This is a genomic window from Streptomyces sp. NPDC056738 (assembly GCF_042790435.1).
Lineage (GTDB): Bacteria > Actinomycetota > Actinomycetes > Streptomycetales > Streptomycetaceae > Streptomyces.
In genome coordinates this window covers 1-22,074 of record NZ_JBHTZF010000032.1, presented here as the reverse complement: position 1 = coordinate 22,074, position 22,074 = coordinate 1, and the positions used below count along the sequence as shown (strand labels likewise).

Below are 22,074 nucleotides of genomic sequence, written 5' to 3'. Positions count from 1 at the left end.
CGCCTAACCGGCGAGAACACCATCTCCTGGCGCGACCCGACACCGCACACCAAACGGCAGATTCCGGGATGAAACAACAGGAGAAAACGACCTCTCAGCGCGGAGCCTGGAGGTACCTCAGGACGGCGAGAACACGTCGGTGGTCGTCCGGCGACTGATGCAGGTTCAGCTTCTGCAGGATCTGCCGGACGTGGGCCTCCAGCGTCTTGGGGCTCATCGTCAGTTTTTCGGCGATGGCTGTGTTCGAACGTCCCTCGGCGATGAGTGCCAGCACCTCGAGTTCTCTCGGGGTGAGGCTTGTGAGCGGGCTCGGGTCGCACGGCCGTCGCATCAGCGTGGTGACGATCGTGGGATCGACGACGCACTCGCCCTCGACGATGCGGCGTAATGCGTCGACGAGCAGGGCGATGTTTGAAACACGCTCTTTGAGGAGGTATCCGAGGTGTTCGGGTGCGTCGCTGATCAGACGCATCGCGTAGTGCGCCTCGAGGTACTGCGATAGGACGAGCACGCCGATCCCTGGGTTCATGGATCGCAGTTTGTGGGCGGCGACGAGGCCCTCATCCGTGTAGGTCGGCGGCATTTTGATGTCCACGATCACTGCGTCGGGCACTGCGGAGTCGAGCTTGTGCATCAGCGTGGCGGTGTTGTCAGCGGTAGCCATCACCTCGCAGCCGGCTTCTGTGAGCAGCCGTGCCAGGCCGTCGCGGATCAGCATCGAATCGTCCGCGATCACGATCTTCATCGGATATCCCACGTCAGCGATCTCCATCCGGTTCTGGTCCGTCGACCGGGATCCTGGCCGTAAGCAGTGTCCCGCCTGCGGGACCGCCGCCGACAGTGGTGCTGCCACCCAAAGCCTCGATCCGGTCGGCGATCCCCCGCAGTCCCGAGCCCTTGGCGTCGGCGCCGCCGCGGCCGTCGTCGGACACGCGCACCACGATGTCGCCCGCCTCAGTGACAATCTCCACGTTCGCCTCTGTGGCGGCCGCGTGTTTGGCGATGTTGGTCAGTGCCTCGGCGCACACGAAGTAGGCTGCCGCCTCGACCGGAGGGGGTAGCCGACCGACCCCGACCGCCACCGAGACTGGCAGCCTTGCCCGGTCGGCGAGCAGGGGCAGTGCGGCGCCGAGCCCACCGGCGGTAAGGCTCTGCGGTCTCACGCCCTGCGCGAACTGGGCGAGTTCCTGCCGGGCTGCGGCCACTTCGGCCAGCACCTCCGCAAGGCCAGCGCGTAGATCTTCACCCCCCTCGGCCTTGAGGGCGGCAAGGTGGATCTCCGCCTGGGCGAGGTGGCATTGCGCACCCGTGGCCAGCTCCGCCTCCAACGCCAGCCGCTGGGATTCGGCTGCCTCCACGATGCGGCGGCGCGACGCCGCGAGGTCGGCCATGCAGGCGCGGACTTGCGCCCGCATCCCTGCGTTGGTGACGGCCAAGCGCAGTGCTGCGGTGGCCCCGGCAACCAGCTTCGGGTCGTCCATTGCTGTCGGGGCGTGGATGAGTACAGCTATGGGCTCCCCGTCGTTCTCGACGGTCGTGGTCACTCGCTCTGCGGCGCGCACGTCGACCTCAAGAGGCAAGCCGGTCTCGTCAACGTACGCCTGCTGCTGCGGCACCCAGTAGCCCAGCCTCAGGTCTGGATCGCCCAGCGCCCTGGCCAATTGGGCCTGCAAGCCCGTGGTGGCATTGCTCCGGCCGAGCTGTGTGACGAGGTCCGAGACGGTGGCCTCGGTCCATTGCCCGTACAGCAGGTCCATCACCAGCCAGACCACCACCAGGCACAGAGCCGCGTCGTAGACCAGTAGGACAGTGCGGTCCGCGCCCCACTCCAGCAGCACGTTGGCACTGCCCAGGGCCAGGACGCCGGCGAAGACCAGCGCGGCGGCCAGTGCCGACCGCCCTGCCTTCCGGGCGGTCCCCGACGTCCCGGCAAAGACGTCCAGCGAAGCCGCGACGACGAGAGCGGACAATCCCGCGGTCAGCCACGGCGTTTGTACGAAGCCCTCGTAGACCGCCGCCCCGTAAGCGACGAGGACCACGACAGCGGCAGGCCGCCGGTGCAGCCGTCCGATCGGATAGGACAGGTGCAGATGGACCAGTGGCCCCCGGTGCAGGAACACCAAGCCGGGGACGGCGCTGCCCAGGAACCAGCACACCCCGGTCACCGCCATCAGCAGGCTGACGCGGCTGCGGCGCCTGCCTGTCCACGCCACCGCGCTTGACCCGAGAAACACCGTACCGACCGCGGCATCGGCCAGGGACAACACTCGATCCGGCATGGCGAGCTCACCGTGCCAGAGCCAAGAGCGCGGCCCCTGACAGCCTGTCCTTGCGGACAAAACCGCGAGCGGCGCTGCGCTCCAGCCTGTCCGCATACGCCGTGGCGTCGCGGCTGGAGGTAAGGACGACGGCGGGCCGCTCCCGCCCACGTGCGGTCAGGCGTGCGCAGACTTCGAAACCGTCGAGGTCCGGCAGCATGATGTCCAGCAGCACGATCTGGGGGTCCAGCCGCTCGGCTGCGGAAACGGCCGATGCGCCGTCTGAGGCCTCCCCGAGCACGTCTAACCCCTCCGCCTCCAACAACGCCCTGGCGAAGCTACGGAAGCCTGCGTGATCGTCCACGATCAAAAGCGTCGGGGCCACAGCCCGAGGATGACAGTAGGGAGCACGGCGGCGCATCAGGGCCGCCCCCGATGCGCTGCCGTGCCTCTGCGGGGCCCGTTCAACGAGCCGCCGCCATCTTGATCCAGGGCTGTTTGGAACCCCCGAAGGTCACGGCGTAGCCTCCGCAGTCCGTGCAGTCGCCGAAGTCGAAATTGTCGAAGGTGAGCTGGCCGCCGTCGAGTCGGAAGGTGGCGTTGAACGTGAACAGCCCGGCGAGATGGATCCGGTCGCGGAATGTCTGGTAGGGCCACCGCTCGGTCTGGCCGTCGGGGTCCGTCTTGGTCAGGACTCCGTTCTCCAGGTTCAGGATCCAGGTGCCGTTCGCCGGATGCTCGGTCCAGGTCTCGTCCCCGGGCCAGTGACGCCAGTCCCCGTCGGCCATGGTGCGCGTCCACGTCCCTTCGAGCGGACCGGCCGCGGTCGACTTGGCGGGACATGAGGCGGTGTCAGGTCCCGCGCCGGTCGTCTCCTTGAGGTAGCGGATCTGATCGAGCCAGTCCCTCGTGTGCTCGTCCTTGTGCAGCCTGGCGTATACCGGCTTCACCGCCGTCTCCAAAGCCTTGAGGTCGGCGGAGGACGCCGCGGGCAGCTTCATCCCCAGCCTGCACAGGGTGGGCGCGGACTCCCGGTCCTCGGCTCGGGAGACGTCCACCGCCTGAGTGATCGTCTGCTCGAGCGCCCGGGCGAGGACAGCCCGCTGCTGCGCGGAGAGCCTGTCGTGGGCGGCCTTGCCCATGACGACCACAAGAGGGCGCGGCCACAGATCGACATTGCCGGTCACGTACCTGGCATCGCGGTCGTGGTGTCGGCCGACGACCGTGCCGAGTTGCATCTGCATGCCGCCGAACGAGCTGAGGTCGACGTCGGCGGCTGCCAGGACCGGAGTTGCGCCCAAAGCCCGCAGGCTTTCATCCATCAGGGCCGAATCCTGACTGACGATCCTTTTGCCTTTGAGTGCGGCCGGGTTCACCAGGGGCTCGCGGGTACCCACCAGCCGCGTCAAAGGCCCCGGCAACACGCCGATGCCGACGACACCGGCCTTTCGTACGCCGCCGAGCATCTTCGCCGGGATGCCGGCCTCGAACACCTTCGTCTCCAGCTCGTAGCTGTCCACGAGCATGGGCGCCAACAGCGCCTGGAAGTCCGTGATGCCAATCCTGTCGAACGCGCGGGCTCCCACCCAGGCCATGTCGGCTTTGCCCTTGCGGATGTCGCTGAGCGTCGCCGCTTCGGGGCGGGCCTCTCCCTCCCGCCATTCGTCGAGGAACTTGATCCTGAGTGTTCCTTTGGCCATCTGGTCGACACGCTTGGCCCAGGCCACCAGCTGCGGCGGTTCAATTGCTCCGCCGGGGTTGGCGAGGGTGAGGACGGTGGCCTCGGCGCCGGCATGGCCTCCGGCCCGATCGGGTGACGGAGTCGAGCACCCCGTCGAGATCAGCACCGCTAGCACAATTGCCGTCACTGCGGCCCACGTTCCAGGCTTCTGTCGTTTCACCGTGGCACCTCCCATCGATGTCCACGACGCTAGGAATGTTTCCCGACCGGGGCATCAGAGCTGTCCCGTAACGCACCTCGGCCAGAATCAGGGACAGCCCTCTCCCCGAACAAGGCCCGTCCCGGGACCATCGTGTCCCGACCGATGAGCGAGTCGCTCCCTAAAGAGATGCCGATGCTGATGCCGATACGCCTGGTGCTGTTCGGACTGGGAGCTGTACTCAGCTTTGTCACCGTGGTGATCGCCCAGGAGGAGCGGGGATTCTCGACGGCGCTGACGACATCGCACGGCCTGACCGTCCTGCTGGGTGCTGGCGGGGCCCAGCTGATCGGCGCTCTCGTTCTTGGCCAGCAGCCTTCCAGCAGACGGACGGGACTGTTGCTGTTCCTTGCGGCATACGCCTGGCTCCTGCAGGAGTGGGACAATCCGGGGACAACCTCTTCGGCTGTGTTCTCCCTCGGTCTCGCGCTGAACGCGGCTTGCCCGGCAGCGGCGGGGCACTTGGTGCTGGCCTACCCCAGCGGCCGTCTTCGGTCACGGGGCGCACGTGCGCTCGCGGTGGCAGGCTACGTGATCACGGTGGGTGTACAAGGAGTCGGCACGGCTGCGTACTTCAGACCGCAGACGCAAGGCTGCTCGCAGTGCCCACACAACTGGTGGGAAGCTGTCGACGTTCCGGCTCGCGCCCAGACCGTCGCAGCGCTGGGCGTACAGGCGGGCACGGGCTGGTTACTGGTGCTCATCGTCTTTCTCGCGTGCCGCCTGCTCACCTCGAGTCCGGCTGCACGGTGGTCCACAGGGCCGCTGATGCTTTGCGCCCTCGGCTACTTCATAGCCGTGGCCGTCTCCTACATCCACAGCCTGGGCCGCGGCTTCCTCGGCTTCGATGCCCGTGATGGCCAACTTTGGCAGGTGCAGGCCGGAGCGTTGTGTCTGCTGGCGGCCGCGTTGATCGCGGAAGTGATCCGCGCCCGGCTGAGGCAGCACGAGCTGACCCGTCTGGTGATCGAGCTTGGTGGCAAAGCCGCCCCGGACGGACTGCGTGACGCGATCGCCGACCGCCTCGGCGACCCAGACCTCCAGATCGCCTACCCGGTCGGCGACGGCGACGGCCATGTCGACGCAGCTGCCAACCCGGTCGCTCTGCCCCCGCCGAACGGCAAAGCTGTCACCCTGCTCCGACACAGCGGCTCCCACATCGCCACCTTGATTCACCGTCCCGGCCTGTTGGACAGCCCACATGCGATCGACGACTTGCTGTCCGGCGCCCGCATGGCCCTGGAGCACGAGCGTCTGCACGCTGAGAACCTCACACAACTCGCCGCCCTTCGGGCCTCGGGCGCTCGCATCGTGACCGCCGGTGACGAGGAGCGGCGCCGCCTGGAGCGAGATCTGCACGACGGTGCCCAGCAGCGCCTTGTGGGCCTGGCCCTGGGGCTGCGGCTGCTACAGATGCGCGCGAGAGCTCCGGCACCCCAGTTGGACCTGGCCCAGACGGAGCTCGAACGGGCCATCTCCGAGCTCAGACGGTTGGCGCGCGGACTTCACCCTGTTCTGCTCAAGGAGGCCGGCCTTGCCGTCGCCCTCGAGGCACTGGGCCAGAGCCGAGATCTTCGCATCGAAGACGTCCCGCGTGTGCGTTTCTCCGATGTCCTGGAATCCACGGTGTACCTGCTAGTGGCCCGACTGAGCGAGAACAGGCATACGAGAGTCTCCGTCGACTGCTGCAACGGTCGGCTGATCACGTACGTCATGGTGGCAGGCGACCTGCCGGATCTCGCTGACGTGGCCGATCGGGTCACCACGCTCGAAGGCGTGCTCACCATCCGCACGGAACATGGCGAGACTCGGGTGACTGCCGAGCTTCCGCTGCGCTGTACCTAAATCGCCATCACCGATCTGTAGTTGCGCGGGGCAGCTGCGCTTCTTTTTGGCGACGGTACCCGTGGCAGCGCGGGCGCCAAGTCAAGAGGTCCTTCTTCCATGCATGCGGAGCGGCCAACTCACCCGAATCAGGACGCTGTTCGAGCGCTACCGACCCCGCGATTGGAAGAGAACAGCCAGTGAGGCGGATACCAAAGCGATTCGATGAACCTGACCATCCGCCGCGGGATCCGGAATTCATGCCTGGGTTTGCTGCGGACTGTCGTCAGCCGTCAGCACGGTGCGTCAGTCGGCAGCCTCCTTGGCCGGGGTCATCTTCAGCCGGAAGGCACCAGCCCATCGAGCACGACGTACATCTGACGCTGGAACGGCGCGCCAGCGGATCAGCCGCCCGCGGCGCACTGCCCCACGGCTCGGATCCCGGTTGCCGAGCGTAGATCGATCTGAACCTTCCCGCTGTCGGTCTGGAGTGTCAGCGTCCCCGAGTCGGTTCCGATATGGGTGCCGCAGAGAGCGCCGGTGGGCGTGGTGATCTGGAGTGCCGGTCCGTTCCGGCCGGGGCCGTACCAGGTGATGCCCACGCCGGTGACCAGCAACGCGGCGCAGGCGAGGGCGAGCACGGTACCGGCGCGGAGGGCGGCGGCGGCGGCGAGGGCCTCGGCATGGTCCAAGGCCGTGCCGGTGTCGAACTCGCGGCGGTGCAGGACGGTCGGGCGACCATTCGCGGCCCTGAGCAGTTGCAGGGCGCCGACGGTGCCGACGAGCAGGGCTGCGAGCAGCACGGCCCCGACCACGACGTGCCACGGCGAGGCGAGTTCGGCGACGTTGGAACGGCCGCGGACGAGCCCGAAGCCGAGCAGGCCGGCGAGGAGCCCGCCGAGCCCGTTGCGCCACGCCAGGGCGGACGCACGGACGCGGGCGAGTTCGTCGCGCAGGAGTCGGTGGGTGATCTCGGCGGTGCGGCGGTCCTTCGGGGACGCCGGTCCGCCGGCGGCGAGCCGGGTCATGCTGGCAGGACCTTGATGTTCCAGTAGGCGCCGCAGCCCACGAAGCCGGCCGGGCGGTGCTCGTGCTCCGCCTCGCAGGTGCACATCATGGGCTCGTCCTCCGGTACCGCCGCGGCCGGAACCGGTACCGCCGCGGCCGGAGCCGGCACGCGGTGAGACCGCTTGACGACCTGATCCGTGATCAGGAATTCCATGGTGTGGTCGCACCGGGGACAAGCCCCGGTCAGGACCATGGTGCCGGGCCGAGCCGGGCGGACCGCGAAGGCCACGGCCACGCGCTCACCGTAGGCGACATCGGTGACTTCCTCGTACGGCTGCATCTGCTGTCCTTCTTACCTCATGGTCCGATGTGGACGAACGGAGTCCACACGGTCGGCCGGGAACGGTTGGCTTCGCGGAGCGTGCGGACGGCGTGGTGCAGGGCGGGGGAGCTGAGGCCGGGGTCGAGGAATCCGTCGCGGGCCATTCCCCGGTAGAGGCTCTCGAACAGTTCGGCGGTACCGGGGCCGTCGTAGACCGACCACAGGGCGCCGACGACGTGTCGGCACCCGACGTGGTGCAGGGCCGCGGCCAGGGTGATCGCCTCGTCGGCCAGCTCCGTGCCGCCGACGGCGGTCTTGCACGCCGACAGGCCCGCGAAGTCCGCCGGGTAGCGCTGCCCGCCGAGATCCGCGATCGTCAGCACGCCGTCGTACAGGGCCAGTCCGCCGTGGGTCGGGTCGTCGAGCATCTGGTCGCCGTGGCAGCTGAAGTGGACGCACCGGTGCCGATGCAGCTCCTGCAGTACCGCGTCCCTGCTCGCCGCCGGTCCGGCCAGGACGGTCGTGCGGTCGGGGGCGAGGACGCCTTCCATCATCACCAGCTCGTCCGCGACGCCCGCGAGCGGTTCCTGGCCAGGGGCGTCGGCGAGCGCCACCATCAGCATCCTCAGGTCCTCGCCCGTGGCGGCCGGATCCGACGGGGTCCGGGCATGGGACAGGGCGCGCAGACTGGGCGTGTAGGACGACTGCGTCCGGTCCATGACGGTGCGGAGTGGATCGTCGTGGTACCCGGCCGCGTGCAGCGGCAGAAGCGTCAACGGCCCGGTGGGGCACCACCACAGGCGCGGCCACGGGTCGCCCGGCGCGGGGGCCCCGTCGGTGCCGAGGGCCGTGAGCACCGGCTCGGCTACCACGTCCCAGAGCCATCCGAGCAGGCCGGTCAGGGACTCCTCGGCGGCCGCGCGCACCGTCCGCAGCGCCCGCTCCGCCTGCTGCGCGGCCTGCCGCTCCGGCATCGCCCGGGTCGAGCGCGCCCGCGCCCAGGCCGCCTTCAGGTCCTCGTCCGCATGCTCGGCGGAGTGCAGGGTGCGGAGGTGGTCATCGGTCCGGTCGGCGGCCCCCTGGGCGGTCAAGCCGGGCAGCGGCGTCGCCGTCACCCCGTCGGGCCGGACGATCAACGCGTCGCACCGCCACCGGCTGACATTGACGATCACGACCGGGCCGCGGGCGGCGGTTTCGAGGAGCCTGCCCTCCGGCAGCGGGCGCAAGAAGTCCTCGAAGCCCTCCAGCCGGCGGACCTCGCCGAGCAGCTCGTCCCACTCCTGGGCCAGTTGCATGCGCCGGTCGACGTCTAGGGGCCGCGGGTCGTCGAGGGCGCCGCGGACGCGGTCGAGCCCGGCCCGGAGCGCCGGTGCCGCCCCGGCCAGCCGGGTCAGGTCAGCTCGCAGGTCCAGCGTCCCGGCCCAGAGCACCGATCGGCCCTGTTCCAGCAGTTCGACGGCGCGCCCGGGACGTCCCGCGGCGATCGCGCAGGCGGCGGCGTCACGGGCCAGGCCCGACCAGTGGACCAGTTGCTCCTCCTGGTGCACCCGGTTCCGTGCGCGCCACGTCACCCGGACCAGCTGTCCGAGCGCGATCGCGTACGCGTCGGCGGCGGCGGCGAAGTCCCCTGCTTCGGCCTCGGCGTCGGCCCATTCACAAGCCACCCTCAGGCGAACCTGGGGCGGCGCGACGGCGTCACCGGCGGCCAGTCGAAGGTACTCCTGCTGTTGCCGCCGGTCGCCCCGTCGCTGGTGGAAGCCGGCGACGGTCTGCAGGATGTTCGCCCGCCGGGGGTCGCCCTGCCACGAAGCGTCGGCGGCTTCCGACAGTGCCCGGGCGGCCGTGGTGTCATCATGGTCCGGATCGGGCGGACGTGGGCCAGCGCCGGGTTCGGTACGGATCTCCCGCGCCTGCAGCATGATCCCGAGGTTCGACAGGTAGCCGGCGTACTCGCGATCGGTGGGGGCCGTGGCGGCAATGGCCTTTCGGTACAGGCCGATCGCGGTCTCGATGTCGGCGGTCCGGTCGATGTCCTGGCGGTACATCCGGGCGGTGGTCAGCTCGATCCGGGCGCGTTCCCGTTCGCTGCCGACGCTCGCCGCGTCCTCGACCGCCATGGCGATCACCTCGTCGGTCGCCACGGCCCCCATCCGGAACACGTAGGAGTCGGCGAGGTTGGCCCACAGCCGGGGGTCGGTCCTGTTGTGGCGCGCGGCGGCGGCCAGCGCCTCGTGACCCAGGCGTACCGCGGCGTCGCTGTCCTCTGGCCGACCGCTCTTGACGAAGCGCGACTGGCGCGCCAGCGCGAGGCAGTTGACCGTCCAGGGATAGCCGGGGTCGTCCTTCGGGGTCCCGGCGACCGCGCTGCGCCCGAGGCTGATCGCGGACTCGATGTCGGCGTCCTTTCGGGTCTCCTCGAAGCGCTCGCGCAGCGCGTCGCCGAGCTCCGAGCGGACGCGGGCCTGCTCGGTCGGCGAGACCGCGCTCTCCAGCAGCCCCTGGAGGATGCCGATCGCGGTGTTGACGTCGGCGATCCGCTGCGTAGCCCGGAATCGCCTGACCAGCGTCCAGCCGAGGAGGTCGAGGTGGGACCGGCGCTCCGGGTCGTCGACGGGCAGTGCGGCGGTCAGGTCGGTGAGGAGTTCGACGGCCCGGTCGAGGTCCGCTTCGACGCGGAACCGGTCATGGCGGATCACGAGTTCGTGGGCGAGGCTCCCCGCTGCGGCGGTGCGGAGGTCGGCGGGCACCGGTTGCTCCAGCAGTTCCCCACACAGCCACACCCGCCAGTCGGTGAGCCCGGGGGTGTCCGCCAGTTCCTCGGCGAGCTCATAGGTCAGCGCCAGGGCCGTGGTCAGCTCGGGAATCCGGTCGGCGTCGGGCGGGGCCAGCAGCAGAGCCGCGATCGTGAGCGCGAATGCCGCCTCGCCCGCTTCGGCCGCGTGCGCCGATGTGGCTGCTGCGGCGGCGAGGTCCCAGAGGCCCTCGTCGAGATCCAGGCTCCTCGTCTCCCGCTTGTGCTGCGGCAACGGTGTGCCGGACTGTGTCAGCGAGGGGTAGGCGGTGCACAGCAGGCGTTCGACGACGGGCATGTTGACGGTGCCGAGGACGGCTGTGGCGAGCAGGGCGGCGAACTCCGCACGGCAAGCCACCTCACGCGCCGCCGGTTCGGGGCCCATGTATCGGGCGCACTCCAGGAACTCCAGCCGTTGCCGGTGCACCAGGAGACTGCGTGCATCACGCCGCGCGTACGCGGCGGCGATCCGCGTCCTCAGCTCGTCGAGGGCCCGTGGCAGGCGTAACTCCTCGTGGCGCCGGTGCAGGTCGACGAACTCCGCCGCATTGGCCGCGAGGACGAGCGCCTCGACCGGGTCGTGCCGTTTCCGGCCCGTCCGCAACCGGTCCTGGAGGAGCTCCCGGTTCGGGTCCCCAGCCGGCCACGCCTCGATCGCGGTCCCCAATGTGGCGGCGGCCGTCTGCCAGTCGTCCGGGTCACCGGTGATCCGTGCCCTGATGTTCAGTGCCAGGGCGAGATTGTGCAGCCGGCCGGCCTGGTTCCGCTCGCCAGCCGGGGCGCCGTCGATGGCGTTCCGCCACTGCCGGATCGCCGCGTCGAGGTCGTCGACGTCGTCCCCCTCCTCGAACCGCATCCGCAGGAAGCCCGCAAGGGCGGACTGCGCACCGGCTCGGGCGTCCGGGGGAGTGGCGGCGACGATCTCCTCCTGGACGGCAATCACCTCGTCCAGGTCTGCCCGCGCCGCAGCACGCCGCCACCTGGCCTCCAGAGCCTCACGCAGGTCGACGAGACGGCCGAAACGAAAGTGGTCCGCCGTCTCGGAGGCCCGACGCAGGGCAGTGATCGCCTTGTTCAGGGCCGCCTCGTCGAGCAAGGAGGGCCGGGACCACGCACCGTGCACCGACGGGCCCACCTCGGCCGGCACCATCTGCGGAACGGTCCGGGCGAACGCCTCGAACAGCCGCACCGCCGCACGCCGGTCCGCTTCCGCGAGCGCTGGCGGAAGCGCGAGGTAGCGCAGCCAGAACACCCAGGACGCCACAACGGCGATCCGCAGCGGAGTCCCGCCCGAGCGGGGGGTCCCGATCCGCACCAGCTCGTCGGTCAGCTCGCGGGTGTCCTCGGCGAGGAGCCCCGACGAGTCGCCGTGATCGACGTGGCGGTCCACCCGGGACCGGAGTTCGTCCAGCAAACGGTCTACCGCACGTCGTCGCCCGAACATCTGCTGCCGTCCTCTCAGCCACCGCGAACGTCACCAACCGGCATCAGAGGGGCCGACGACGTCGCGCGGCGGATTTGGACAGCAGGTCCGCACGGCGACAGCTGGCCTCCTCGACGCCGGCATTGCCGTGGTCGGCGGAGCGGTCCGACGGGCGAGGACGCCGTCGGCCCGAGCCGAACTAATCTGCCCTGGGCCGGGGTGGTTGACCCGCTGGTGATCCTATGAGGCCGCAGTGCCGTGGTGCAGCGGTTTCGACGAGACCCCTTCGCCCAATCGACGATGGCGTGCGCCGCAGCTCGGCGGCTGCGGCCGCGACGCCTTTGACCGGGTGGGCGGCGGCCTGCCCGCCCTCGCCCGCCACCGACGGCGGCGCCGGCCGCGGCGGCGCCGAAAGCGCCCCGGCGAGTACCAGGCCGAGCCCGATCGGAGTCCGGCCAAGGTGGGATCAAAAGGGGCAGTGGGATGATCTTGAGCGGCGTAGTGGAGGGTCGCCTCGGTGACCTCGGCATGCTGGGGAAGCCCCCGTGGCCACGTCCTGGGCTGGAACCGCGGCCACCAGCCATACAGCGGTGCGACGGCAATCGTGGTCAGTGCCCACCATCTGTCCCTGCGTGGCCCGGGACCAGAGGCGCCGGTCCCTCGGCCTTGGGTGGTGGTTGCGGGGGAACGCGGTGTCCTGCCGAGAGGGCGGTCGGTGAGCCGACCGCCCTCTCGGCATGGAGACTTCGTCATGCCGACTCTTTTTGAGGGTGAGCCGACGGCTGCTTCGTGTCCGGGCCTGCCAGCCGTCCCCTCCCGCGCCGGACCCGACTCGGTTCGGTACTTGACCCCAGGGTCATCCGGCGATGTCCAGGGCCTTCCGGGCACGCTTCGCCTCAGTCTTGGCGCGCACCTTGCCGCCGAGAGCGACAAGACCGAGGCCGCCCGCGTAAAAGGCGACGTTGAACAGCAGATAGGACAACGGTGGCGCGGTGGCGCCCTTGGGAAAGGCCGAGTGGTCGCCGCCCAGCCATCCCATCAGCAGGGTCGTGTTCTGGAAACTGAACACGAACGAATGGACGGCGATGTAGACGACGAGCGCGGCCGGACGACTGCGGACGAAGTATCCGAGCGGGAAGGCGACGAGAACCATGAGGAGAAGTTCCACGACCATTCCTTTCGTTGGGGGAGGTACGGCCGCCAGCGTCTGCCCGGGACCGTCCGCTTCGCATCCGGGCTGACGCCGCACCGGTCCGCGTAGTCCGCACTGCGTGCTGGCACTGATGACGAAGGCCGCAGATCCGGCGATGATGGCGCGATGGCGAAGACGGTCCGTACGGTTCTTCCCGGGGCGGTGTTTATTGCTGCCTGTCTTGTCAGGGCTTGGCTGGCCTTCGGGCCCACGCACGCGTTGCCGCCCGGCCAATGGGCCTTCGACAGCTGCTTTCTGGCCGGGCCGGTCATCACCGGATCCCTGCTGTCCCGGCGGGTGCCGGGCAGCCAGGTAGGTGCCGTACTGAGCTGGGTGGGCGCGGCGCCCGCCGTGGTGTTCGCCGTGGAGACGTGGGGGGAGACGGTCACGCTGGCTCATCAGGCGCCGGCGGCCCGCCTGGTCTACGCGCTCAAGCTCGGTGCGTGGGTGTGGAACCTGGCCGGGTTCGTCGCCCTGTGCCTGGTATTCCCCGACGGGCTGTTGCCGGGACCCAGATGGCGGCTGGTCGTGTGGTCGGGTGTCGCGGCCGGCCTCTGGCTCAATCTGTCCGTCTCGTTCATCGCGCCCGACCGCGGTGGTCCCGCGTTGCTTCCCGGCCAGATCGTATGGCGAATCCCGTTACCCGTTGTGGTCGTTGTGATGGTTGTGGCCTTCGGCGGTGTGCTGGCGGTGCTGGTGGCCGCGGTCTGCTGTCTGGCCCTGCGGTATCGCCGGGGCGACGAAGTGGTCCGACAGCAGCTGCGCTGGCTGATGCTCGGTGCCGGGGCCGTACCGGTGCTGCTGGCCGCGGGCTGGGCCGCCGAGATACTGGGGGCCTCGATCAATGTGGCCTACACCGGATTCATGGTGGCGATGCTGTGGGCTGTGCCCGCCGCGATCGCGGTGGCCGTGCTGAGGTACGACCTGTTCGACGTGGACCGGCTCCTCGGGGCTTCGCTGAGCTGGCTGCTGACCACCCTGGTGTCGGCATCGGTCTTCGCCGTCCTGGTCCTGTTCGGAGCCGATCTGCTCGGCGCCGACACCGAACTCGGCCTGACCGGCGCGGCCTTCGTCACCGCACTCTGCCTGCTGCCGCTGCACCGGGGTGTCAACAACCTGGTGGGACAGCTCGTGGACCGGGACCGGATGGTCATCACCGCCCGGATGGAGGAGTTCGTACGCCGGGTCAGGGACGGTGCGGCGGAGCCGGAAGCGGTCGCCGACCTCCTTCGGTCGGTCCTCGGTGATCCCGAGCTCCGTCTGCTCCTCAAGCCGCCCACCGGCCCGCCCGGCACCTACCTCGGCCTCGACGGGGAGCCTGTGCCGGTGCCCGACGACGCAACGTGTCTGCCCCTGGCGACCGGCGACAGCGACGTGGGGGTCGTCCTGCTCGGCGCGCCGACCGCCAGGCGGATGCGCCGCGCCCGCGACGCCGTTCTCCAGGCCCGGCTGCCGATCGAGGTCAGTCGACTGCGCCTTGAGCTGCGTATCGCGCTGGACGAAGCCCGGGCGAGCCGGTCGAGGCTGGCGCTGGTGACCGCGGCCGAGCGACAACGGCTCGCCCGCGACCTGCACGACGGTGCCCAGCAGCAGATCATCGCGGTCGGGATGCGGCTGCGTTCGGCTCAGAGCCGGTTCGGCCCGAAGGACCCCACCCACCGTGACCTGGAAGCCGCCGTCAGCACGCTCGCGGGCACCGTGACCGAACTGCGGCGCCTCGCCCACGGCGTACGTCCGAGCCTCTTGGACGACGGGCTCGCCGCCGCCCTCCGCGCCCTCGTGGGCGACTTCCCGGTACCGGTCGAGGCGACCGTGTGCGACACGGACGTTCCCGAGGCCGTCGCCACCGCGTCGTACTTCGTGGTCGCCGAGGCCCTGACCAACACGCTCAAGCACGCCCGCGCCAGCGTCATCAGCGTGGTCGTCAAACAGGAACGCTCGGCACTTCACATCGAGGTGTCCGACGACGGCATCGGCGGCGCCCGCCCCGGATACGGGCTGACGTCCGCCCGCGACCGGGTGACCGCGGTCGGTGGAAATCTGAGTCTGCACAGTCCGGAAGGCGCGGGAACGACGATCCGGGTGACGATCTGACATGCGCATCCTGCTGGCCGAGGACTCCGCGCTCTTCCGCGAAGGGCTGACCCGACTGCTCACCGAGGCCGGCCACGAGGTCGTCGCGGCGGTCGCCGACGCCGACTCGCTCGTGCCCGCCGTTTGCCGTGAGCGGCCCGACCTGGCGGTCATCGACGTCCGCATGCCGCCCACCATGACGACCGACGGGGCCAGGGCCGCCCGCGACATCCGGCAAGCCCAGCCGGGCTTCCCGATGCTGCTGCTGTCCCAGCACATCGAGACCCGACAGTGCCTGCCGCTGCTGGCTTCAGGCGGCTTCGGCTACCTGCTCAAGGACCGGGTGCTGAGCGTCGCCGACTTCCTCGACACCGTGCGCCGGGTCGCCGCGGGAGGCTCGGCCCTGGATCCCGAGATCGTCGCCGCGCTGCTGCGTACGACCGGTCGTGACGACCCGCTCTCGGCCCTGACTGTCCGGGAGCACGAGGTGCTGGCGCTGGCCGCGGAGGGCCTGTCCAACGCCGCCGTCGCGCAACGCCTCCGTCTGTCCGAGCGCACGGTCGAATCGCACATGCGCAGCACCTTCCAGAGGCTCGGCATTTCGGAGAACGGCGATGCCCACCGCCGCGTGCTGGCGGTGCTGGCCTATCTCCGAGAGCGCCGCTGAAGCCGTCCGTTCGGGTGTCGCAGGGTATGCGATGCCTGTACCTGGCAAGGCCAAAGGGTACGAGTGGGACAACGGGGTCCTCCTCGGCATGATGGCCCTCTACGGCCTGACGGCGGTGGTGCTGTTTGAAATGGCTGTGAAGAGTCTCGACTCTTCCCTGTCTCACGGCACTCGACGCGAGGTTGAACAGCGATATTTCGAGTGGCGGGAGGCTCTTCGGCAGGCGCAGTTGAGCTTCATGCGGGAACGGATCAACGAAGCCACTGAGCCCAACTACACCACTGTGCTGGACATCAGCATCCACGAGGCCACCGGTCTAAGAGAGCGTCGCGCCGGCCGCTACCACGTAGAGACGGAGGCCGAAAGGGAGTTGGTGATCATCGGCTCCGGGATGGACAGCGGGAGTATCGCGCTCTCAGGGCCACGCGGGGCGGGCAAGACACAGCTGCTGCGCGCGCTCTGCGAGTTGGCGAAGAGCGATCCACCGACAAGACTGAGTATGACCGTGTCAGCCCCAGTCCTGTTCGATCGGAGGGAGTTCGTTCTCCACCTGTTCGCCAGGCTGTGCAAACTCGTTGAGAAGGAGGGGCTGAGCACGGCGGAGGACGCCAAGCAGTATCTGGCCCAAATCCGCTACCTCCAGACCCGCTCCGACGAGAGGGCAATCAGTGCTGGCTGCTGGGGGCTCTCAGCGAAACGAGGGACTTCAATCGCTCAGCAGCCGCGGACATGCCCTGAGATCGTCGACAACCTGAAAGAGTTCCTTGGCAAGACCGGGCAGGCGCTGGACGAGAAGGATCACCGGCGGCTAGTGATCGGCATTGACGAACTCGATCGAATCGAGCCAGCGGCCAGTGCGCGGGGCTTCCTCCGCGCTGGCGCCGGTTCCATCCCCTGGTGCAGATCGCGCTCAAACGGGTCAGGTGCGACATCCCCCGGGCCGGCGCGGACTGCACGGAATGCTCTGGTGCAGGGCGCCTGGGCCGGGGGAATAGCACTCCGCTCCCAACCAGGTAGACGTGGCTGGGACGGTCTGTGTCAGTTCGACTTGGCCGCGAGTTCGTAGTCGCCGATGAGGTCGCCGAGCAGGGTGCCCGCGAGGATGTCGCTCGGGACGTGGCCTGCCATGTAAACGCGGGAGTAGACGACCTCGTTCTGCATCCACCGGTAGTCCTGGGCGCGGTGCGGCGCGAAAGCGCTGAGCAGCGTGACCGCGGCGGCGGAGCGGGCGGCGTGGCGGGAGGGGTAGGAGTACGGACCCTTGGCGCCGGGGGTGATGTGCTTGTCGGGGCGCAGGCTCGGGTCGAGGACGAAGGGGGCGGGTTGCTTGTCGCGTGCGGCGAGCTGGTCGCTGATGGTCTTGGCCAGGCTCAGGGCCGACTTGAGCCGGGCCTTCTCGTCCGCGCCCTTGGCGGCGGGGACGAGTTCACGCTGGTCGTGTTGGTAGAGCTTCCAGATGTCCTTCTTGCCGTAGAGCTCCAGCCAGGTGGCGGCCTTCTTCCCCGCGGCGGTGCGGGTCTTGGCGAGATCCTGGACCTTGTGGAGTTCGGCGGTGCGGGCTGTGGCCGAGGGCGGTGCGGGAATCTGCCCGGCGGCCCAGGTGGCGAACGCCTTGTCGTCCCGTGTCGTCCCGTGCTGGGCCGTCCACCGGGTGAAGAGGGCGTCCGCCTGCGTGCGCTGGGCGGTGACCTGCCGGCCGAGGGGTGTGATCGTCGCGTCGGCGAAGAGCGTGGGCGGTGGATTCTGACCGATGACGGCGGTCGCCCCGGGGCTGCCGGTGACGACGGCGGCGAGTTCGGGACGGATCAGGCCGACGGAGGCCACGGCGACGGCGGTGACCGCGATCGCGGCGTACGGCCACCTGATCTTGCGCAGGGCGTTCATGCGGCGGGGGTCCCTTCGAGGAGCGAGGCCGGCGCGCGGTGCGGGCCGGCGTTGAAACGGGTGCGGGCTAGACGGCGGATGTCGTTGTCGGGGAGCCCGGGGGTGAGCAGGGACTGGCCCACGAGGTATTTGCTGAGGGAGACCGGCCGGGCACCCAGGCTCAGCAGCATCCGGTCGACGGGGGCGGGGCGGGCGCCGCCCTTGGTCTCGACGAGGACGAAGTCCGGGTCGAGGGCTGCCGAACGGTCACCTTGGTGGCAAGTGAGGACGCCGTCGAAGGTGATGCGGGTGCCGTGGCGCAGGTCGGCGAGAGCGGCGCGGAGGTAGCGGATCTCCGTCGTGGGCACGAGGTCCGCGGCGCGGACGGGGATCGCCGATCCGGCGAGAACCTTGTCGACGAACGCGACCGCCTCCTCGTTGAGCCGGCCGTACTGCTCCGCCGGGGCCCGCAGCGCGTGCTTGACCGTCGCGCCACGGCCGTCCTTGGTCTTGACCTCCACCCGGCACAGCCCGTCCTCCGCATACAGGCGGGTCCGCACCTTCCAGCGGCGGCGTCGCCCCTGCACATGGGCGCGCCAGGCGCCGAGCCCAGGGGTGTCGAAGTAGGTGCTGCGGTAGGTGGTGGTACGGCGGCCGTCGAGGTCCAGGATCCGGTGGCCGTCCGCCAGTTGCCCGACCAGGCGGCGGGCGAGGCCGAGGGGTACGAGGTACTTGCGGTCGGTGCGGTGCTGGAGGGCGGCGGCCGCGTCGACCTCGGCGAGTGTCGCGCCGTGCGGAAGTGCGAGGCCGAGCGCCCGGGCGAACGTGTCCGCGGGAGTCACTGGACGCTCTCGGCTTCCCTGGCAGAGGGCACCTCGGGCTCGCCGACCGCGGAGATCTCGGTGGTCTGTGCGGGCTGCCCCGGTTCGAGGGGGAAGCGGGCCGCGACCCGGGTCGTCTCGCGTACGTAGTCGACCTCGTCGACCTCCACCGTGAGGGGCACCCGGCCAAAGCGGGCCGCGACGTCCCACAGGACGTCGGACTCGTCGCCGTAGGTCCGGTCGAGGGTGAGTTTGACGACGCGGGTCGGGTTGTACGTCCGAGGGTCGTCGACCAGAAGCACCGCCACCAGCACGAGGACGTCGAGCCCGATAGCGAGCCAGCTCGCGCGCTGCGGCAGCCCGTTGCACAGGGCGATGACCAGGGCGGCGAAGGTGTAGGCGACGTCCCGGAGGGTGAACGCCGCGCTGCGCAGCCGGACCAGGGAGAGGATGCCGAACAGGCCGAAGCCGACCCCGGTCGGGAACTTGCCCGCGCTGATCGCGCTCATCGCGGCGAACAGGCCGATGTTCAGGGCCGTCAGGACGAGCGGCATCTCCTGCGCGCTGCGGCGGCGCCGGTAGAGCCAGCCGACCAGGATCAGCAGGGCTATGACGTCGAGGGCGCCTCGCGTCATCAGGTCCATCGGGGAGAGGTGGTTCGTGATCCCCTTGGCAGCGAGCACCGATGCCACCGAGTACGGCGCGTGCATGGCAGTTCCTTCCGCGCGGCGCATCGAGCGGCGGACCTGCCCAGGTCCGCGGAGCACCGCGACGCAAGGAACGCTAGAGACGGCGCATGAACAGACCATGAAGGCTTCCGAGCGGCCGACGCCCGGCACCCTTCACGGATGATCTCGGTCCCGGCATGAGGTGTCGCGGGCCCGGCTCGGAGGCGTCGTGGGCCCGGTTAGCCTGGCCGTCATGTACTGCCTGGTCGTCGATGACGAGACCCGCCTGACCGATCTGGTCGTCCGCTACCTCAGCGAGTCCGGCCACACCGCCGAGGGCCGCTACGACGGCCCCTCCGGCCTCGCCGCCGCCCGCGATCCCCGCCTGGACGCGGTGGTCCTGGACGTCATGCTCCCCGGCCTCCACGGCGTCGAGGTGTGCCGCACCCTGCGGAGTGAAGGGATCGACGTGCCCGTGATCCTGCTCACCGCGCGTGGTGACGTGAGCGAGCGAGTTGCCGGGCTCGACGCAGGCGCCGACGACTACGTGGTCAAGCCCTTCGCGATGGAGGAACTGCTGGCCCGGCTGCGCGCTATATCGCGACGCCGCCCCGACCCAGCGGGCCGCCTTCGCGCCGACGATCTCGTCCTCGACCCCGAGCAGCAGCGGGCCTGGCGCGGTGACTGCGAACTCGACCTGTCACGGAGGGAGTTCGATGTCCTGCGAGTGCTGATGGAGAACGCCGGCCGGGTCGTCTCGCGCCTCCAACTCCTCGACGAGGTCTGGGACGGCGAGACCGACCTGCGCAGCAACGCCATCGACGTCCACGTCTCCAAGGTCCGGGCCAAGGTCGACCGTGCCTTCGGCCGCGACACGATCACCACCCTGCGAGGCCGGGGCTACCGCCTGGAGACCACCCCGTGACACGGCCGCCCGGACGGCTCCTCACCCGGTTCCAGCGACTGCCCGTCGTGGGCCGCCTGGTGCTCGCCGTCGCCCTGGCCATGACGCTCGTCCTCACCGGCGCCGCGGGTCTGGTCTACTGGCGCGTCGAGATCGCCCTGGACGGCCAACTGGACGAGGACCTCACCGCCTACCAGCACACCCTCGACCGGGCCGTGCGGAGCGGCCAGGACCTGCCGGCCGGCCCGAACGGCAGCCTGCGCCAGGTCCTCGACACACACGGCCGGATACTGCGCTCCAGCGCCGCCGTCCGCGCTCAGCCCCTACTCACCCCGGCCGAAAGCGCCGCCGCCGCACACGGAGCCGTCGTCCGACGCGACATCGGCGCCCTACTGCCCATAACCACCGGCACCCTGCGGCTGCGCGCCGAACGCGTCACCGTCGGCGGACAGCCGCGCATCGTCGTCGCGGCCGTCCAGCGCGGCCACCGCGACGAGGCACTGCGAGAGCTCCTCGCCCAGCTCGCCTTCGCCTCCGGGCTCACCCTGCTGGCCGCCTCGTACGTCGGCTACCGCACCGCCCGGGCCGCCCTGCGCCCCGTCGAGCGGTACCGCCTGGGTGCCGCCGCCCTTGCCGCGGGCGCCGACGCGTCCCCCGGTCTGCGGCTGGAGGTGCCGACCGACCGCGACGACGAGATCACCCGGCTCGGGCACACCCTGAACCGCATGCTCGACCGGCTGGCCGCCTCCGCCGCCCGCGAACACCAGTTCATCGCGGACGCCAGCCATGAACTGCGCACCCCGCTCACCCTCATGCGGGCCGAACTCGACGTCGCCCTGCACCGGCCCCGCACCGCCGAGGAGCTGACCGGGACACTGCGAGCCGTCGACGCCGAGGCACGCCGTCTGGTCACCCTCGCCAACGCACTCCTCGACCTCGAACAACTCGGCAGCGGCGAACGCATCCGGCGCGTGCCGACCGCCCTCGACCGCCTCCTCGACGACACCTGCGCGCAGTACCGGACGGCCGCCGTACGTGACAGCCGCACGCTGACCGTCACGTACGACCAAGCCACCGTGCGGGTCGACCCCCGCTGGCTGGAACCGGCCGTGGGCACCCTCCTGGACAACGCCCTGCGGCACGGCCGTGGCGCCATCACGCTGGACGCCCGGGCACGGGACGGGCGCCTGTGCCTCACGGTCTCGGACGAGGGCCCCGGCTTCCCGCCGGAGTTCCTGCCGCACGCCTTCGACCGTTTCAGCCGCGCCGAGGCGAGCCGCACCACACCGGGCGCGGGGCTGGGCCTGGCGCTCGTGGCCGCGGTAGCCGCCTCGCACGACGGTTCGGCCCGCGCCGAGAACATCCCGCCGGGAGCCACGGGAACCACCGGGGTCACCGGGGCCTCGGTCGTGCTCGACCTGCCCTGCTGAGCCGGTCACGGTCACCGAGGAGTACGCGGCCCGGTGGCCCTGCGTACGAGACCGGCCGCGGGGGCGACGGCGAGGAGGACGGCCAGGGTCGCGTAGCCGTGGTCGAGGGTGGTGAGGGTGGCGACGGCCGCGACGAGCAACGGGCCGCCCGCGTCGCCGAGTTCACGGCCGAGTTCGGCGGCGCCCATGGTCTGGCCGAGCCGTTCGGCGGGGGTAGAGGCGGCCAGGGCGGCGAAGCCGAGCGGGGTGATCAGGCCGGTTCCGGCGCCGATCAGGACCGCGCCGGACAGCAGCCCCGCGACACCGGGCAGGGTCGCGCAGCCCAGGCCGGCGGCGGCGAGCAGCAGCCCCGCCGTAATGCCGTCCCGCGCGGTCGAGCGCCCGGCGTCCAGGGCGCGTCCGGCCCATGGCTGGACGACGGCGGAGCAGGCGGCGAGCACCGACACCGCCGCGCCCGTGGCGACCGTGCCCAGGCCGGCCGCGCGCCCGGAGACGGGCAGGAAGCCCACGCCGACGGACAGGGCGGCGGTCGCGGCGGCCAGTGCCGCGGTCGGACGGAGGAAGTCCGCACGAGTGAGCCGCCTGGCCAGATCCAGCACCGTCTGCCGGGCCTTCGGCAGCGGCGGCACCACGGGAACGGCGAGCGCCGCCCAGACGGCGACGGCCGCGCCGAGCACCGCCAGGACGACGAACAGCAGCCGTAGTCCGCCGGCCCACACCAGCACACCGCCGAGCAACGGGCCCAGCGTGTAGCCGACGGACTTGTAGAAGCCGTAGCCGCCGAAGGCCCTGCCGCAAGTCCGTCGGCTACACGCTCGGCCCGCTGCTCGGCGGAGTGCTCGTGTGGGCGGGCGGGCTGCGGCTGCTGTTCACGGTCCTCGCGGTGCTCG

General features: G+C 70.4%; 17 protein-coding genes and 1 pseudogene. 6 read left to right on the top strand and 12 right to left on the bottom strand.

Annotated elements, in window-relative coordinates; all coding sequences use genetic code 11:
* Positions 1–94: 94 nt before the first annotated feature.
* From ACFRIC_RS41865 to ACFRIC_RS41850, 4 genes are all read right to left on the bottom strand, one after another.
* A complete protein-coding gene (locus ACFRIC_RS41865; protein ID WP_382797288.1) occupies positions 95–772 on the bottom strand; it encodes a response regulator transcription factor in 678 nt (225 codons plus the stop codon).
* Entirely contained in the window at positions 759–2,279 is a 1,521-nt protein-coding gene (locus ACFRIC_RS41860) for a sensor histidine kinase (protein ID WP_382797287.1), read from the bottom strand. The genes ACFRIC_RS41865 and ACFRIC_RS41860 overlap by 14 nt, the downstream gene beginning before the upstream one ends.
* Before the next feature lie 7 nt (positions 2,280–2,286).
* Positions 2,287–2,622, bottom strand: coding sequence for a response regulator transcription factor (locus ACFRIC_RS41855; protein WP_382797286.1), 336 nt, complete (start codon positions 2,620–2,622; stop codon positions 2,287–2,289).
* 100 nt (positions 2,623–2,722) lie between these two features.
* Positions 2,723–4,174, bottom strand: a complete 1,452-nt coding sequence (locus tag ACFRIC_RS41850) for a TRAP transporter substrate-binding protein (RefSeq protein ID WP_382797285.1) — start codon at positions 4,172–4,174, stop codon at positions 2,723–2,725.
* A gap of 129 nt (positions 4,175–4,303) precedes the next feature.
* Here ACFRIC_RS41850 and ACFRIC_RS41845 point away from each other — a divergent pair, with 129 nt between their 5' ends.
* Positions 4,304–6,043 (top strand): sensor histidine kinase, encoded by a 1,740-nt coding sequence (locus ACFRIC_RS41845; protein ID WP_382797284.1) that lies wholly within the window; start codon positions 4,304–4,306, stop codon positions 6,041–6,043.
* A 383-nt stretch (positions 6,044–6,426) separates the two neighbouring features.
* On the opposite strand, the gene ACFRIC_RS41840 is transcribed toward ACFRIC_RS41845, so the two are convergent.
* The 4 genes from ACFRIC_RS41840 to ACFRIC_RS41825 all read right to left on the bottom strand — a co-directional run bounded on the left by ACFRIC_RS41840 (position 6,427) and on the right by ACFRIC_RS41825 (position 12,734).
* Positions 6,427–7,050 carry a hypothetical protein gene (locus ACFRIC_RS41840; RefSeq protein WP_382797283.1) on the bottom strand — a complete coding sequence of 208 codons (624 nt, stop codon included), beginning with the start codon at positions 7,048–7,050 and terminating at the stop codon, positions 6,427–6,429.
* A complete protein-coding gene (locus tag ACFRIC_RS41835) occupies positions 7,047–7,370 on the bottom strand; it encodes a hypothetical protein (protein ID WP_382797282.1) in 324 nt (107 codons plus the stop codon). Before ACFRIC_RS41835 ends, ACFRIC_RS41840 begins: the two co-directional genes overlap by 4 nt.
* Positions 7,371–7,387: 17 nt before the next feature.
* Positions 7,388–11,557, bottom strand: coding sequence for a CHAT domain-containing protein (locus ACFRIC_RS41830; RefSeq protein WP_382797281.1), 4,170 nt, complete (start codon positions 11,555–11,557; stop codon positions 7,388–7,390).
* Between the two features lie 865 nt (positions 11,558–12,422).
* On the bottom strand, positions 12,423–12,734 hold the full coding sequence (locus ACFRIC_RS41825) for a hypothetical protein (RefSeq protein WP_382797280.1): 312 nt from the start codon (positions 12,732–12,734) through the stop codon (positions 12,423–12,425).
* Positions 12,735–12,884: 150 nt separating this feature from the next.
* Here ACFRIC_RS41825 and ACFRIC_RS41820 point away from each other — a divergent pair, with 150 nt between their 5' ends.
* Genes ACFRIC_RS41820 through ACFRIC_RS41810 form a run of 3 tightly spaced genes read left to right on the top strand, consistent with a single transcriptional unit; the run spans position 12,885 to position 16,564 of the window.
* On the top strand, positions 12,885–14,852 hold the full coding sequence (locus ACFRIC_RS41820) for a sensor histidine kinase (RefSeq protein ID WP_382797279.1): 1,968 nt from the start codon (positions 12,885–12,887) through the stop codon (positions 14,850–14,852).
* A 1-nt stretch (position 14,853) separates the two neighbouring features.
* Entirely contained in the window at positions 14,854–15,498 is a 645-nt protein-coding gene (locus ACFRIC_RS41815) for a response regulator (RefSeq protein WP_382797278.1), read from the top strand.
* Between the two features lie 31 nt (positions 15,499–15,529).
* Positions 15,530–16,564 (top strand): P-loop NTPase fold protein, encoded by a 1,035-nt coding sequence (locus ACFRIC_RS41810; RefSeq protein ID WP_382797277.1) that lies wholly within the window; start codon positions 15,530–15,532, stop codon positions 16,562–16,564.
* Here the strand turns inward: ACFRIC_RS41810 and ACFRIC_RS41805 are convergent.
* The 3 genes from ACFRIC_RS41805 to ACFRIC_RS41795 are packed head-to-tail and all read right to left on the bottom strand — an operon-like array spanning position 16,537 to position 18,892.
* Positions 16,537–17,382 carry a phosphatase PAP2 family protein gene (locus ACFRIC_RS41805; protein ID WP_382797276.1) on the bottom strand — a complete coding sequence of 282 codons (846 nt, stop codon included), beginning with the start codon at positions 17,380–17,382 and terminating at the stop codon, positions 16,537–16,539. The two genes, ACFRIC_RS41810 and ACFRIC_RS41805, sit on opposite strands and share 28 nt — an antisense overlap.
* Complete coding sequence (locus tag ACFRIC_RS41800) at positions 17,379–18,203, bottom strand: polyphosphate polymerase domain-containing protein (protein WP_382797275.1); 825 nt, start codon at positions 18,201–18,203, stop codon at positions 17,379–17,381. The genes ACFRIC_RS41805 and ACFRIC_RS41800 overlap by 4 nt, the downstream gene beginning before the upstream one ends.
* Positions 18,200–18,892, bottom strand: a complete 693-nt coding sequence (locus ACFRIC_RS41795; RefSeq protein WP_382797274.1) for a DUF4956 domain-containing protein — start codon at positions 18,890–18,892, stop codon at positions 18,200–18,202. The genes ACFRIC_RS41800 and ACFRIC_RS41795 overlap by 4 nt, the downstream gene beginning before the upstream one ends.
* 211 nt (positions 18,893–19,103) lie before the next feature.
* Between ACFRIC_RS41795 and ACFRIC_RS41790 the strand changes: the two genes are divergently transcribed.
* Positions 19,104–19,775, top strand: a complete 672-nt coding sequence (locus tag ACFRIC_RS41790) for a response regulator transcription factor (protein WP_382797273.1) — start codon at positions 19,104–19,106, stop codon at positions 19,773–19,775.
* Entirely contained in the window at positions 19,772–21,184 is a 1,413-nt protein-coding gene (locus tag ACFRIC_RS41785; RefSeq protein WP_382797272.1) for an ATP-binding protein, read from the top strand. Before ACFRIC_RS41790 ends, ACFRIC_RS41785 begins: the two co-directional genes overlap by 4 nt.
* A gap of 11 nt (positions 21,185–21,195) precedes the next feature.
* Here ACFRIC_RS41785 and ACFRIC_RS41780 read toward each other — a convergent pair.
* Positions 21,196–22,050 (bottom strand): annotated as a pseudogene (locus ACFRIC_RS41780) (MFS transporter); the annotation flags it as partial.
* Positions 22,051–22,074 lie beyond the last annotated feature (24 nt).

Coding starts and splice junctions, on each gene's coding strand:
- ACFRIC_RS41865 (WP_382797288.1), bottom strand. CDS start 772: ATGGAGATCGCTGACGTGGGATATCCGATGAAGATCGTGATCGCGGAC.
- ACFRIC_RS41860 (WP_382797287.1), bottom strand. CDS start 2,279: ATGCCGGATCGAGTGTTGTCCCTGGCCGATGCCGCGGTCGGTACGGTG.
- ACFRIC_RS41850 (WP_382797285.1), bottom strand. CDS start 4,174: ATGGGAGGTGCCACGGTGAAACGACAGAAGCCTGGAACGTGGGCCGCA.
- ACFRIC_RS41845 (WP_382797284.1), top strand. CDS start 4,304: ATGAGCGAGTCGCTCCCTAAAGAGATGCCGATGCTGATGCCGATACGC.
- ACFRIC_RS41840 (WP_382797283.1), bottom strand. CDS start 7,050: ATGACCCGGCTCGCCGCCGGCGGACCGGCGTCCCCGAAGGACCGCCGC.
- ACFRIC_RS41835 (WP_382797282.1), bottom strand. CDS start 7,370: ATGCAGCCGTACGAGGAAGTCACCGATGTCGCCTACGGTGAGCGCGTG.
- ACFRIC_RS41820 (WP_382797279.1), top strand. CDS start 12,885: ATGGCGAAGACGGTCCGTACGGTTCTTCCCGGGGCGGTGTTTATTGCT.
- ACFRIC_RS41815 (WP_382797278.1), top strand. CDS start 14,854: ATGCGCATCCTGCTGGCCGAGGACTCCGCGCTCTTCCGCGAAGGGCTG.
- ACFRIC_RS41810 (WP_382797277.1), top strand. CDS start 15,530: ATGCCTGTACCTGGCAAGGCCAAAGGGTACGAGTGGGACAACGGGGTC.
- ACFRIC_RS41805 (WP_382797276.1), bottom strand. CDS start 17,382: ATGAACGCCCTGCGCAAGATCAGGTGGCCGTACGCCGCGATCGCGGTC.
- ACFRIC_RS41795 (WP_382797274.1), bottom strand. CDS start 18,892: ATGCACGCGCCGTACTCGGTGGCATCGGTGCTCGCTGCCAAGGGGATC.
- ACFRIC_RS41790 (WP_382797273.1), top strand. CDS start 19,104: ATGTACTGCCTGGTCGTCGATGACGAGACCCGCCTGACCGATCTGGTC.